The sequence below is a fragment of the Hyphococcus sp. genome (assembly GCF_041986965.1).
In the GTDB taxonomy this organism is placed as follows: Bacteria; Pseudomonadota; Alphaproteobacteria; order Caulobacterales; family Parvularculaceae; genus Hyphococcus.
Genome location: NZ_JBHIXB010000002.1, coordinates 808,834 through 822,579, shown reverse-complemented (window position 1 = coordinate 822,579; position 13,746 = coordinate 808,834). Strand labels below are relative to the sequence as shown.

The following is a 13,746-nucleotide window of genomic DNA, read 5'->3' as shown; positions in this document are numbered from 1 at the left end:
CGGCATGTTAGGGCGTAAGAACAGCAATATTCTTGTTATCAAGACCGACGGGCTGACGGGCTTCGTGGCGGCGGATGCGGCTTTCGAGGCGATCCGCGAGGCGCATCCCCACGCAAAAATCAGCCTGCTGACGACCCCCGGGCTTCAGCGCATTGCGCGCGCCTCTCCTTATTTCGACCAGGTCGCCGGCATGCCGAATATGCGCGACGGTGAAGCGCGGCGCGAGTTTGTGCGCCAGCTCAAGAGTTCGAAATTTGAGAAAGTCTATGATCTTTCCGGCGACGACGCCGCACGGCGCCTGAAAGGCGCGCTCGGTCCCTTCGGGCCGAAATGGCATATGGCGGAGTTCGCCGGCAAGCCGTCAAAGGGCGCTGCGCCGAGCTTCGACAAACTTGCGGAGACGGCGGGGCTGTCGATCAGCGAGCGGCTGCCCGACCTGTCCTGGGCGGTGACGGCGCGCAAGGACAGCGCGAATATGCAGCCGAGCTGGTACGGGATTTCAGGCGCCTTCGGCCTTTTACTGCCGGGCGAGGCGCCGGATCGGCGCTGGAGCGCCGCCGGCTATGCGGGCGTCGCTCGGGAAATGTCGCAGGCGGGCATTATGCCGGTCCTGGCCGGCGCGAAGTCTCTCCACAATTTCGGCGATGAGATCGCTCATGACGCGCCTCAGCTCGTGGACCTGACGGGCAAGACCGACCACCTTCAGCTTGCCGCGCTCGCCCGCGAAGCGCTCTTTTTCGTCAGTGACAGTGCTGACGAAATGCAGCTGGCCCTGAGTGTCGGCTGCGAGGGGGTGGTGATCCGCTCACCCAAAGATCCGTTTGAGATCACCGGCCGGCATGTGGTCACGATGACCGCGCCTGAAGGCGTCCGGGGCGCCGGCCTCGGCGAGGTTGAGCCGGTCTTCGTCTGGCGCACCCTCAACAATATGGGTCTGATCAATCTTCCCGAGGGCGAGCCGATATCGGCTCAAGCCCGTTGATAGATGGCCCGAAAGCCCTATATACCCACCTCTCTGTCGCATTTTGGGATTACGGTTAACCGTTTCTCACCGAAATGGGCGCAGAGATTCGACCTTTAGCAACCGATGGAGAGAAGTCCATAGCACGCAGACCCTTCGCCGCAGCCCCGACCAAGTCAGAGGGCCCACGCATCAATGATGAAATCGACGTCCCTCAGGTTCTCCTGATCGACCATGAAGGCGAAAAGCGCGGCGTCATGAAAACGCCCGACGCTATCGCCATCGCCGCTGAAGCCGGCCTTGATCTTGTGGAAGTGTCGCCCACGACCACGCCGCCCGTATGCAAGATCCTCGATTACGGCAAATTCAAATACCAGCAGCAGAAGAAAAAGGCGGAAGCCAAGAAGAAGCAGAAAGTCGTTGAGATCAAAGAGATCAAGATGCGGCCGAATATCGACGACCATGATTATCAGGTGAAGGTCAAGGCGATGAAGCGCTTCTTTGAGGAGGGCGACAAGGTCAAGGTGACCTTGAGATTTCGCGGCCGGGAAATGGCGCACCAGGATCGCGGCGCGGATTTGCTGAAGCGCGTGCAGGACGATTTCGACGATATCGCCAAGGTTGAGCAGTATCCCAAAATGGAAGGCCGCCAGATCATGATGGTCATGGCGCCGCGCTAAGCGCCGGCCTTCCTGTTAAGCAAGTTTCGCCGCCCGCATGTGAAATGCGGGCGGTTTTGCTATTTTGGAACAGCTTTGGCCCGGCCCTTGCTTCAATGTGACCTGAAATGACGGCGCCGGGACCCTTGCCGGGTGCGAAGCGCATGCGTCAGGTTTAATGTCGATGGGTGTATGGACGCGTTGATGCAGATGATCGCCATAGGATGGCCTCTCGGACTGGCGGGATTTATTCTCGGCGCGCTGGTTGGCGGCCTGATGGCGCGCGCAGGCGTGGAAGAGGCGAACGCCCGGCCAAGACTGAAACCCGGCGAGGACAACCTTTCCGCGCTTGCCGCTGAGCTTAAAGCGGCGAAAGAGCTCCTCGAAGCGGAGGAGGCGGAAGCCGGCGAGGTCGCTGAGACGCTCAAAAATCTCGATGAAGCCATCAAACGCGCCAATGGCCGGCTGAAGCTTCTCACCAAGGCCGTCAAACAGGCGAAATAGATTTCCGCGCGCGACTCCTGTTAAAAAACAACGCAGGAGGGCGCATGGAAGACGGCGGCATTTTTCATCAATTAGCGATCAACAGCGTCATCATCTCGGCGACGACGTTTGTTCACGGCGTCTTTGTCGCGGCGGCGGCGGCGGTGTTCCGCGCGGCCAAAACCAGGACCCGCGGCGCCGTCCGGTTTCTGCGCGATACAGCCGTGCTCGTGGCGCTCGTCTTGTGGCTGATGCTGGCGCATATGATCGAGATCGGCATGTGGGCCGGCCTGTTTCATGTCTATGACATGTTCGATAATTGGGAGACGTCGCTTTATTTCGCCGGCGCGTCGTTCACGACGCTGGGTTTTGGCGATGTCTTGTTGCCGCAGGAATGGCGGCTTCTCGCCGGGGCCGCAGCGTCGAACGGTCTTTTATTGTTCGGTCTTTCCGCTGCGTTCCTGTTCGATGTCGTCGGCAAGCTGCATCTTGGCGGGCGCAGAGACTAGATCTAGCCCGCCGCGCGGCAGGCGACGCTGAGCCGAAAAGCTTCGCCCGTGTCGCGTCTCACCGCATAGCAGTCGCCGCCGGATAGCACGATGTCGAACACCACCGGCGTCGCCATGCTGCGGTCCTCGCGCGACGCCAGCGGCGGCGGCAGGACGGTGATGAACGTATCCTTGGCAGGTTCGCCCGCGCCAAGCTCGATCGACGCACGGCCGACAGCTTCCGCCAGCACTGATTTCACCTGTGCAATCGTCCGGTCATCCGCCGCTGCGAGAACGGCCTCGGTTTTCGGCGCCGCCGTCTGACAGGCGCCAGTCAATATTGCGGCGGCGATCAACGAGACGGTCTTGCAGCGGATCATTCGCCCGGCATCCTCATGTCGCGGTTTTTCTCCATCATGCGCAGGCCCGGCATGACATCCACCGGGGGCTCGACCGATTTCGTCGTGATGGAGAAAGGCGGCGGCGTCGGGCAAGTTCCGAATTCCCGATATTGCAGGGCTGCGGCGAGCATCTCTTCATTTTGGTCGCCCAATTCATGATCGAGATCGTCATCGACCACGCAACCGGGCAGTTTCACGCCGAAACTGGCGCTTGAATTCATCGGAACAAAGCCATCGGCGTAGTCGCCGAAATTCTTCTGGTTCACGCCCTGGAACTGGACCGTGTAATAGGTCTCCCCGCAATTATCTTCCGGGTAGAACCCATAGGGTTTGCCGCAAGTGGTGCGGCCGATGAGAATGACTTCAACGTCAATGCCGCGCAGACCATTGATCACCGCCTCACTGGCGCTGCAGGTCCAGTCCGTGGACAGAATGAAGACGCGGCCGAGATTAAGGTTCGGAAGCGCGCTGCCGCTGACAAGAGAAAAGCCGAGGCCGGTGCTGTAAAACGGCGTGGAGTTATTTGTCTCGCCGGTCACCGGATTGACGCCGCCTGCATCGGCGTTGAAGCGCAATCGCTCGAAAGTTTTACCGCTGGTGCGTGCAGGGCCTGCAACCATGTAGCCAAGCTGCGCTGAAATCGCGAGCAGGCCGCCGCCATTATACCGCAAGTCCAGGACGATGTCGGAGACGCCGGCGCTTTGCATGTCGGTGATGGCGTCCGCGATGTCCTGTTCCGAGGCGAAGGGGCTGAACGTATTGATCAACACATATCCCACATCGCCGGACGCAGTGTTGATGACAGCCGTGCGGTTCACCGCCGGGGTGGAGATGTTTTCCGAGATCATCATGATCGTGCGTGTTGATGCTGCGCCCGGGTCCTGCACGACAAAAGTGTGAAGCTCGCCCGCGGTCGCCGGGAAGAGGCCGTCATTTAAGGTGTCGATTGCAGCCTGAGAGTTCGCGTTGACGAGATCAACGCCGTCGACTTCGAGAATGCGCGTCCCGCGGATAAGGTTCGGCACGCCCATGACGGTGTCGGAGGCCGGCGTTCCGGCCTCAGTATAAAGAACGCGGAAATCGCGCGGTGGTGTCAGCGAATAGGCGATCAGGCTCGCGCCATATTCCGCCACCGGCGCCGAGTTGCGTTCGCGCAGAAATTCATCCGTTGGCTGGCTGAAATGAAAATCGTCCTTGTCTTTACCTGATGGCGTGGTCGCCGTGGTGCGCAGACGATTGAAATAAGTAATCGGGTCGGAGAAGTTTGCGGGGTTCCGGTCAACGACTTCGTCATTCCAGAGATAGGTTTCGTGGGTCCAGGAGCGCAGCCAGAAATTTTCTTCAAGCGTTGACCCCGCCCGGTCGGGAAACGGATTGCCTTCAAAGTCGAGGCCGGTGCGCACCACTTCGCAGCGGTCCTTGAACCGGCTTGCGGCTTCATAAACGCCGGCGGTCCAGGTTGGCCCGGTCGAGCCGGTTGGGGCCGGTTGATTGACATTGGCCGGCGCGCCGCCGCTGCCGCCGCAGGCGGCGATGAACAAAAGCGCAAAAAAAGCAGAGGAGGCCAACCCCAAAAATCGCGCCCAAGACTTATGTCCGGTCATCGGTTCAATACTCTGACACTTGTCGCCCCCCGCGGCTGATCGTCCCCATTTGCCTGATATAGTCAACGGCTTGCGTGTGGCGGCGCTGTTTTTTCACCCTACGCGCTAGGTTGAGCGCGGGCTTTCGCCTAAAACCCGGCCTATGAGCTACGCGGTCAAGGAAATCTATTACACGCTGCAGGGCGAGGGCGCGCAGGCCGGCCGGCCGGCTGTGTTCATGCGCTTTGCCGGTTGCAATCTGTGGTCGGGGCTGGAACGCGACCGTGAAAAAGCGGTCTGCACCTTTTGCGATACGGATTTTATCGGGACCGACGGGCCGGGCGGCGGAAAATTTGCTGATGCGGCAAACCTTGCGCAGGCGGCGGCGGCGCACTGGCCTGACCTTAAAGCCGGCAAGCCCTATGTGGTCTGCACCGGCGGCGAGCCTTTATTGCAGCTGGACGCCGCGCTTATCGACGCTCTCCATGAGGCCGGATTTGAGATCGCCGTGGAGACTAACGGCACCATCGCGGCGCCGGCGGGAATCGACTGGATCTGCGTCAGTCCGAAATCGACCGCGCCTCTCATTCAGCGGTCGGGCCAGGAGCTGAAGCTCGTTTACCATCAGGCCGACGCCCCGCCGGAGGCTTTTGAAACCCTCGCATTTGACTTTTTCTTTTTGCAGCCTATGGACGGGCCCTCGCGCGAAGGCGAAACCGCCGCCGCGATTGAATATTGCCGGGCCCATCCGCAATGGCGCCTCAGCCTTCAGACCCACAAGCTCGTGGGGATTCCCTAAGGCGCCGCGGCGAATAACGGAGTGAAGAGGACAAGGTCATGCGCATCGTCAAGTCGATGAGTTTCGACGCCGCGCACTATCTGGATCATGATCCGGATGCGCGCCCCTATGCGCGTCTCCACGGTCATTCCTTCACGCTGGAAGTCGTGATTGAGGGCGAACCCGATGCCGAGACCGGCTGGGTCGTCGATTTCGGCGATGTCGGCGAAGCGCTTCAGGAGCTTCACGAAGCGCTTGACCATCGCCTGTTGAATGAGGTCGAGGGGCTTCAGCGGCCGACGCTTGAAAATATCTGCCAGTGGGCGGCGAAAAAGCTGAAGACACGGTTCCCCGGCCTCGCCGAAGTGCGCGTGTCGCGTCCTTCTATCGGCGAGTCCTGCGTCTACACGATTTAGTCTTTTCGGGATTTATAGCCCTTCAGTAGTCATCCCGGCCGTACCCCGGACTTGATCCGGGGGAAGAGCCGGGATCTCCATAATATCCAAGCTGGAGATCCCGGATAAACGCTTTCAGCGTTTTCCGGGATGACAGACAAACCTAATCGATTTTGGATGGCCTATGCGGCGTTGTTCGTCAGGTCGGCTTTCATGCGCGCGATGAGATATTGCGCGTCCCGGCAATAGCTCCCGGCGGCGCGGTCGGCGTGTCCCAGCGCCTTGTCGAGCTGGTCGAGCACATTGTCGATCTCGTCATAGCTTGCGAACGCATCCACCGGCGGGGGCAGGTCGAGGCCCTTTTCGCTCACATCGAGACGGATCGGCGAGACCGAATAGCGGGCCCGCCCGCCCAGCGTCACGTCGATATGGCGTTGTCCCTTGCCGATAAGAACAGCGGCGCGCGGATCGATTTTGTCGAGCGCTTCGTTGATCGAAAGCCGAAGCTCGTCATAGCTCTCGGCGAGAAGGGCGCGGCCGCCGACTTCTTCCACATCTTTTGCAGACAGCGCGACTTCGCAAGCCTGTTCAAGAATGTCGCGAACCCGGTCGATGGCGTAGAGAGCGGCCTCGATGGCGCTCAACGCTTCGCGCACCGGATTTTCCTGCTCCTCATACGGCGTTTCGTCGACCACTGCGCGGCGATTTCTGAGCGCACGGTCAAGCCCGCCCGCCACATCCATGGCCGGCATTTCATCCGCATCCGGATCGTTTTTCTTGCCGAGCCAACCGGCCAGCGGGCTGCGCCGTTTTTCCTGGCCCCCGCCATTGTTTTTGTTCATTGCAAACGCCACGAGAACACTCCCTCAGGCATGATTGATTATGCGACACCGTAGTGCGCCCTGATTTTCAGCGCCGTTAAACAATTGCGTAAATTTTGCGAAGCGTGGAAGGGATAACAGGGTTGATTGGCATTAACCCTGTTGGCTTTTTCGGGTGAAACGCCCGCCTTCAAGGCCCCAGGCGGCAAGCAGCGCCGCCGCTATGATGAACAGCCAGAAAAGAGCCGGCGCAAGGGGCGCATCCTTCACTGTTTCAATCCGCTCCGCCCGCCGTTCGGCGATCCCGGCCCAGGACGCGCCAGACCGCGCGATGTTGTCGCCGCGGACCCGTCTCAGTTCGGGAAGGGCGGCGCCGCCGCCATTTCGAACAGCGTAAACGCCGCCGCCGGTTTCCTCAGCGAGAGGCGCAAGGAGGCTTCCCGTCGAAATCACGTTCTGGAACTCCGGCGCGGCTTCGAGGCCGATGACGCCGATGGCGAAGAGATCGCCCGAGGCGGCGCGATAAAGACCCCGCGCTGGCTGATCGATGCGCGCGGTGAACCGCCCGGGCGCTGTTTCACGGAGCTCGATATTGCCGGTCTCACCGTCAGGCTGCGTCAGGGCGACGGCGGGCGCCTCTTCTTCGATGCTGCGCCGTTCGACGATGAGATCGCCATTTTCTTCGCGCAGGGAAAGCGCCTCTTCTTCAAGCTCCGGTTCTTTCATCAGCCAGTGGGCGATGCGCCGGAGCAGCTCCGCATGAGGGCCGCCGCCGTCAAACCCGCGCGCCCACAGCCAGACATGATCGGACAGGAAAAGCCCGACGCGGCCTTCGCCGATACGGTCGAGAATCAACAGCGGCGCGCCGCCCGGACCGTTCATCAGGGTTTCGCCGCGCCGCTGGGTTACCGGCATGACGCGCAGCCAGCGGCCCCAGATATCACTGTCGGGAAGATCAGCCGTCACCGGATGGCGCTGGCCCAGTTCCGTCACTTCGGGCCTGAAGGCTTCTTCAATGGCGCTACCCGCCGGCAGGGCCGGAAGAATGAAGGTGAGGTTGCGGCGGTTCGCGAGGCTGAGGGACCCATTATATTCCGGTCCCGACGCAATGAGGACAGCGCCGCCATTGTCGACAAAGCGCGCAATATTGTCGAAGTGGAAGGACGACAACACGCCGCGATAGGCGTAGCGGTCGAAAATCAAAAGGTCGAATTCGTCGAGCTTGTCGATAAAGAGTTCGTCTTGGGGAAACGGGATGAGCGCAAGTTCATCGACCGGCGTGCCGTCATTCTTGTCGATGGGCCGCAAGATCGTGAAGTGAACGAGATCGACGGCGGGATCGGATTTCAACAGATTGCGCCACACGCGCTCGCCGGGATGCGGCTCGCCGGAGATGAGGAGCACGCGCAACCGGTCGCGCACGGCGGTGATGGGCAGGACGGCGATGTTGTTGCGTGTCGTCAGTTCGCCTGACCGTTCGGCGACTTCAAGTTCGATTATCGTTTGCCCCGGCCGGGTCAGCGGCACGTCGAAACCGGCTTCGGCGTCGACGGGGACGGCCTCGCGCAGGATTTCCTCGCCATCCATGCGCAAGGTCACCATGGGCGCGCGCGCATCGGTCAGCGTTTCGCCGTCGCGGCCAAGATCGTCAATGCGGAAGGTCACCCGCACAGGCTGGCGGACAATGCCGTAGCGCGGCGCGTTGACGAGGGTGATCTTGCGGTCGGATTCATTCGCCGCCCCGGTGGTGAGAATGTGGACCGGGGCTTCCGTATCAAGCGCGTCTGCGGCGTCGGCTGAGTCTGCGGCCTGACCGTCGGTGATCATGAAAACCGCGCCGAGGCGCTGGCGCGGCGTGTCGGCGATGGCCTGCCTTGCTGCGTTAACGGCGAGGGTTTCTTCCTCGCCGCCGAAGCGGATGATCTCGCTGTCGACGCCGCCCAGCGCGTCGATGCGGGCGGCGAGTTTTTCGGCGGCGTCTTCGCTAACGCGATCACGGTTATCAAGGGACTGGCTGGCGCTTTCATCGATGAGGATGAGGGCGATGTCATTGAGCGGGGTTGTCTCCGCTTCGCGGATCATGGGGCCGGCGAGGAGGGCGAGAAAGGCGGCGACGGCGACGGTGCGTGCGATGCCGCTTTTCCAGTTGCGCAACAGCGACAGGATTGCGAACCCGGCGCCCGCAAGGACGGCGATGATCAGCGCCCATTGAGGCAGCATCGGATCGAGCACGATGTTGAAGGGGAGCGTTGTCACTTGCCGAGCCGCTCCAGGAGGATGGGCGTGTGGACCTGATCGGATTTGTAATTCCCGGTGAAGGCGACCATCACCATGTTGACGCCGGCGCGGTAGGCGAATTCGCGTCCGCGCGGACCGCCCGTTCCCATAGGCCGCAAGGGTCTGCCGAAACTGTCCGCCGCCCAGGCGCCGGCCCAGTCGCGCCCGCCAATGATGAGCGCGGTGACGCCGTCATTGGAGCCGCTTGAGTCCGCCTCTACCCAGACCGGATTGTTGTTGTTCCGACCGTAAAGGGAATTCAGCAAATAAAATGACCGTGTCAAAACATGATTTTCATCGACGGGTCTTAAAGGCGGTATGTCGAGCGCGCCAAGAATGCGCTGCAAGGCCTGGCCTTCCGGCGTCGATCCCGCGCCGACCGCGCGCTCATCGTCGCGCGTGTCGATCAACAGGAGCCCGCCGAACCGCATGAAGTTTTCGATATTGGCGAGCGCTGCGTCTGACGGCGTTTCCGCACCCGGCGCGATGGGCCAGTAGAGAAAGGAATATACCGACAGGTCATCAATATCGGGATTGATGCGTTCGGGCGGCGCCGGTTCGATGGCTGTGCGGCGGTAGAGTTCGCGGCTCAAGGCGGCGAGGCCCTGTTCCGCCAGCGTGTCGACGGCGCTGTCGCCACTGGCGATATAGGCGAGGCGGGTTGTCAACGCCGCCTCTGCGGTTTTTTCCTCAATGGGCGCGTCTAGCGGTTGCGCGTAAGCGCGGTCCACCGGCGCGGACATAACGCCAAGCGCAAACACAGCCGCCGCGGCGGGGCGCCAGTTGAGGCGGCCGCTCAACATCAGCGCGATGACGCCATCGGCGAGAAGGAGGAGGAACGCCGCGACGATGAGCGGCGGGCTCAGGGAAACCGGCGGCGCAACTTCATAAGACTGTATGGAAACGCCCGGAATAGAGATCGGGTCGAAGGAGGCGTTGGCGGGAACCGCGTTTAGGGCGAGCGGCGCTTCCGGCGCGCCGTAAAAACCGGGCGCGCGCTCCGGCGAGGGGGCGAGCGCCAGCTCGGCGGCGGTCAGCGCGCGTGCGGCGTCATCGGGCCGGGTCATGCGGCCTTCGCCGGTAATCAGGCGCAACGGCGCGTAACGGGCTTCGGCGCCGTCCGCGGCGGTTTCGGGGCTGAGCGCCGACAGGAAGGTCAGTCTGCGGAGCATATCGATGAAGAGCCCGGAGAGAGGCAGGTCCGACCAGTCAGGCGTTGCGGTCACATGAAAGAGCGCGATGACGCCTTTGCCCTGACGCGCACCGGTGACAAGGGGAGTGCCGTCTTTTAAGCGCGCCCAGGTGCGTTCCGTTGTTTCGCCGCCCGGTTCGGCCAGCACCTGACGCCGGATCAAGACGTCCTGCGCGGCGGTGAGGCCCGCGAAGGGGCTTTCCGCCGGAAAGACATCGAGATGTTGCGGCGTGTCCCAGGTGAGCGCGCCGCCAAAGGCGCGGCCGCCGCCGCGCAAGGGCGCCGGGATCAGCTCGGGCGAGCGGTCCTGTGCGACTTCGGCGAGCACGGGTCCGGCGAAACGGATCAGCACGCCGCCGCGCTCAACCCAGCCGGTGAGGTCCTCACGCTCATTCGCGCGCAGGCGGCCAATATCGTCGAGCACGATGACCGACACATCCGACTGCAACAGCGTTGAAAGATCGTCTTCAAGAAAGGAGGCATAGGGGCTCAGCGCTTCACGGATATAGTGATCGCCTTTCAAAAGATTGTCGCTGGCGCTGTCGGCGTTGCGGGCGAGGCCGATCAGCGCGCGCCGGTCGCGGGCGTCGGAAAGCCGCACGGCGCCTGCGGACGAAACGCCTTCGATGCGTGTGATGGAGAGCTCGTTGGCGAGGGCCAGGGGCAGGTTTAGCGTAACGTCGCGCGTCGCTTCGCCGGGTGCGAATTCAAACTCTGCGCGGGCGAGTTCGCGCCCGTCGCGCGCGGTTGCGGCGACGGCGCCTTCCGCTGGCGCAGAAGCGTCAAGCCGTTCAATACGAAAAGCGAGGGCGTTTTCCGCCGCCGGCAAGGGACGCAGCAAAACTTTCGGCGCGCGCGCATCGTTGAAGACGGAAAGTTCGCCGCGCGACGCCAAGGCTTCGGCAAGCGCTGCGTCGCCGTCGCCGGCGATTCCGTCGGACAGCCAGCGGATTTCTGCGCCCGAGGTGAAATAGCGGTCAAGATCGGCAAGGCGGGCGGCGGCGCCGGCGCGGTCGGCGGCGAAAGGCGCCGGCGTCATGGCGTCAGCCATTGCGCGCCCAGCTTCGCCGGTGATCGGTTCCAGCGGCGCATAAGTCCGCTCCGGCGCTGTCGTCAGGATGAAAACCTGACGGTCCGATTGCGCAGCTTCCGCAGCCGCTTCGCGCAACGCGTCCCGCCGCAAGCGCCAATGCTGCGCCGCCGCCCAGCTATTGTCGACGACAAGCAGCATCGGCCCGGTCTGCGCGCCCGGCGTCGGCGCGTTCAGGACAGGGCCCGCAAGGCCGATAATAATCAGCCCCGCCAGAAGCAGCCGCATCAAGAGCAGCCACCATGGGGTGCGGTCCGGCGTTTCTTCCGCGGTCTTCAATTGCCTCAGAATGATAAAGGCGGGAAAATTTTCGCGCTTGGGCGACGGCGGCGTCGCGCGCAGCAAGAGCCAGATGAGCGGCAGCGCAAGCAGTCCGAGAAGAAGCAACGGTGATGTGAAGCTGAGCGCGCCCATGAATTACGCCTTCCAGGCGCGCATATCGGCGATCGCCGTAAAAAGCGACAGGAGCGCCGTTTGCGGCGCGTGATCCGTGCGATGAACGAAGAAGCGCCAGCCGCTTTGCTGGGCGATGGCTTCCAGCGCGCTGCGGTGGGCGGCGAATTTCGTCTTGTAAGCATCGGCGAGCGATGCGGTCTGACCGAAGATCAGGCGTTCTTTGCTTTCAAGGTCGCGGAACTCGACGCGCCCTTCGAAGGGAAAATCTTCTTCCGCCGGATCGCAGACCTGCAACAGCACGCCTTGCGCGCCGCTGGCGGCGAGCGCGGCGACTGCGCGTTCGATGGTCTCGGGCGCCGTGAAAAAATCGCTGGCCATGACGACGCGCGCGCCCGCCGGGACCGATGCGATTGGCGGCGCGCCGGTCTTGTCGTTGAACTCGCCAATATGCAGCGCTTCAAGCATGCGTTCCGGCGCCGTGCGGCCCTGAAACGGCCGGCGGTCTTCCCCTAAAACCCCAATGCGTTCGCCGGCTTGAGAAAGAAGGATTGTCAGCGCCGCCAGCAAAATGTCGGCGCGCCGGCGTTTTGTCGGCAGGACTTTCTGCGACGCGTAATCCAGCGAATGGGAAGGATCGCGCCAGAGATAGGCCGCCGCCGCCGCTTCCCATTCATTCTGACGCACATAGAGCCGGTCGGCCGCGCGCGCGGACTGGCGCCAGTCAATCGCAGAGACAGGATCGCCAAACGCATAAGGGCGATGCTGCCAGAACGTCTCGCCGGGGCCGGCGCGCCGCCGGCCATGAAGCCCGGCGCTCACCGCCTGCGCCATGCGTTCGGCCTCGAGCAGCATGGGCGGAAAGAGGGCGGCCGCGCTTTCCGCTTCGTGACGAACGGCAAGCGTTTCTTCTGTCTTGTCGGATGACTTGTTTGGCATCGGGCGCGGCTTCTCCAAACTCTAGAGCGCTTCGCGGATAAGTGTGAGCGGTTATCCGCAATAGAAGCGCGACAAACAAAAACCTGGATCCCGTGTTCCGATTTTATCGGAACACGGGATCTAATTACGCCCCCGCAACCAGTTCCTTGATGAAATCGTCCGTTGTCAGACCTTCTGACCGCGCCGCGAAGTTGAGCGCCATACGATGACGCAGGACTGGCCCGGCGAGGCGTTTGACATCGTCAAGCGACGGCGCGTGGCGCCCGTCAATCAGGGCCAGCGCGCGCGCGGCGAGCGAGAAAGCCTGACTGGCGCGCGGGCCGGGGCCCCAGGCGACAAATTTCCGGACGCGGTCTTTAGCGTCTGCTGTCGGGCGGGCGGCGCGGGTGACGGACAGGATCATCTCCACCACCTGTTCGCCAATCGGCATTTCGCGAACGAGCTTTTGCGCTTCAATCAAATCCTCGGCGGTCATAACCGAATCCACCTGCGCCGTGTTGGCGCCGGTGGTGGCCGCCAGCATTTTCCGTTCAGCCTCAAGATCGGGATAATTCACGTCGATTTCGAGGAGGAAGCGGTCGAGCTGCGCTTCGGGCAGGGGGTAGGTGCCTTCCTGCTCGATCGGGTTCTGGGTGGCGAGCACATGAAAGGGCGTCGGCAAGTCATGGCTTGCGCCGGCCACGGTCACATGATGTTCCTGCATCGCCTGGAGGAGGGCGGACTGGGTGCGGGGGGAGGCCCGGTTGATCTCGTCGGCCATCAAAAGCTGGCAGAAAACGGGTCCCGGAATGAAACGGAATTCCCGGCGGCCCTCGGCGCTTTCCTCCAGAACTTCGGACCCCAGCACATCCCCGGGCATCAGATCGGGCGTAAACTGCACCCGCTTGGCCGACAGGCCCATCAAATCGGCGATGGAGGTGACGAGGAGCGTCTTGGCGAGGCCAGGAGCCCCCACCAGCAGCCCATGGCCCCCTGCGGCAAGTGTAGCAAGGGTGAGGTCGATCACCTCGTCCTGGCCGAAAACCACCTTTCCAAGGGCGCTTCGGGCGCGCCCGAATTTTACCGAAATCTCATCAAATTTCCGCAGGATATCTGGGTCAGGCTGGGTGTCGGTCATAGGGCTCGCGTGATGTTGAAGATCTGGGAGTTGGTTCCGGCGATTCGGGGCCAAATATTGAGATAGCATGGCTTGGTGGGGGTTAAAGAACTGCTTGGCAAGGAAACCGCTCGGATTGTCGAAAAACTCTTGCCCCTTGCGGCCTCGCGCCCGATGTCTTTACCATGCC

At 62.3% G+C, this 13,746-nt stretch carries 13 protein-coding genes; 6 read left to right on the top strand and 7 right to left on the bottom strand.

What is annotated here, in order from left to right:
- The first annotated feature begins 4 nt into the window (after window positions 1-4).
- The 4 genes from ACFC5L_RS12865 (at window position 5) to ACFC5L_RS12850 (ending at window position 2,612) form a co-directional block, all read left to right on the top strand.
- On the top strand, window positions 5-982 hold the full coding sequence (locus ACFC5L_RS12865; protein WP_375202530.1) for a glycosyltransferase family 9 protein: 978 nt from the start codon (window positions 5-7) through the stop codon (window positions 980-982).
- Between the two features lie 74 nt (window positions 983-1,056).
- Entirely contained in the window at window positions 1,057-1,641 is a 585-nt protein-coding gene (gene infC / locus ACFC5L_RS12860; protein ID WP_375202531.1) for a translation initiation factor IF-3, read from the top strand.
- Between the two features lie 183 nt (window positions 1,642-1,824).
- Window positions 1,825-2,124 (top strand): hypothetical protein, encoded by a 300-nt coding sequence (locus ACFC5L_RS12855; RefSeq protein ID WP_375202532.1) that lies wholly within the window; start codon window positions 1,825-1,827, stop codon window positions 2,122-2,124.
- A 44-nt stretch (window positions 2,125-2,168) separates the two neighbouring features.
- Window positions 2,169-2,612, top strand: coding sequence for an ion channel (locus ACFC5L_RS12850; RefSeq protein WP_375202533.1), 444 nt, complete (start codon window positions 2,169-2,171; stop codon window positions 2,610-2,612).
- A 2-nt stretch (window positions 2,613-2,614) separates the two neighbouring features.
- Here the strand turns inward: ACFC5L_RS12850 and ACFC5L_RS12845 are convergent, their stop codons facing one another.
- Entirely contained in the window at window positions 2,615-2,971 is a 357-nt protein-coding gene (locus ACFC5L_RS12845) for a hypothetical protein (protein WP_375202534.1), read from the bottom strand.
- Entirely contained in the window at window positions 2,968-4,596 is a 1,629-nt protein-coding gene (locus ACFC5L_RS12840) for a S41 family peptidase (protein ID WP_375210748.1), read from the bottom strand. Before ACFC5L_RS12840 ends, ACFC5L_RS12845 begins: the two co-directional genes overlap by 4 nt.
- A gap of 142 nt (window positions 4,597-4,738) precedes the next feature.
- Between ACFC5L_RS12840 and queE the strand changes: the two genes are divergently transcribed.
- Together queE and queD are read left to right on the top strand one after the other, a co-directional pair.
- Window positions 4,739-5,374 (top strand): 7-carboxy-7-deazaguanine synthase, encoded by a 636-nt coding sequence (gene queE / locus ACFC5L_RS12835; RefSeq protein ID WP_375202536.1) that lies wholly within the window; start codon window positions 4,739-4,741, stop codon window positions 5,372-5,374.
- Between the two features lie 38 nt (window positions 5,375-5,412).
- A complete protein-coding gene (queD, locus tag ACFC5L_RS12830; protein WP_375202537.1) occupies window positions 5,413-5,769 on the top strand; it encodes a 6-carboxytetrahydropterin synthase QueD in 357 nt (118 codons plus the stop codon).
- Window positions 5,770-5,930: 161 nt separating this feature from the next.
- Here the strand turns inward: queD and ACFC5L_RS12825 are convergent, their stop codons facing one another.
- From ACFC5L_RS12825 to ACFC5L_RS12805, 5 genes are all read right to left on the bottom strand, one after another.
- On the bottom strand, window positions 5,931-6,602 hold the full coding sequence (locus ACFC5L_RS12825; protein WP_375202538.1) for a hypothetical protein: 672 nt from the start codon (window positions 6,600-6,602) through the stop codon (window positions 5,931-5,933).
- A gap of 120 nt (window positions 6,603-6,722) precedes the next feature.
- Entirely contained in the window at window positions 6,723-8,825 is a 2,103-nt protein-coding gene (locus ACFC5L_RS12820) for a hypothetical protein (RefSeq protein WP_375202539.1), read from the bottom strand.
- A complete protein-coding gene (locus ACFC5L_RS12815) occupies window positions 8,822-11,542 on the bottom strand; it encodes a DUF4159 domain-containing protein (protein WP_375202540.1) in 2,721 nt (906 codons plus the stop codon). The genes ACFC5L_RS12820 and ACFC5L_RS12815 overlap by 4 nt, the downstream gene beginning before the upstream one ends.
- A gap of 3 nt (window positions 11,543-11,545) precedes the next feature.
- A complete protein-coding gene (locus ACFC5L_RS12810) occupies window positions 11,546-12,460 on the bottom strand; it encodes a DUF58 domain-containing protein (RefSeq protein ID WP_375202541.1) in 915 nt (304 codons plus the stop codon).
- Between the two features lie 124 nt (window positions 12,461-12,584).
- Entirely contained in the window at window positions 12,585-13,577 is a 993-nt protein-coding gene (locus ACFC5L_RS12805) for an AAA family ATPase (RefSeq protein WP_375202542.1), read from the bottom strand.
- Window positions 13,578-13,746: the final 169 nt, after the last annotated feature.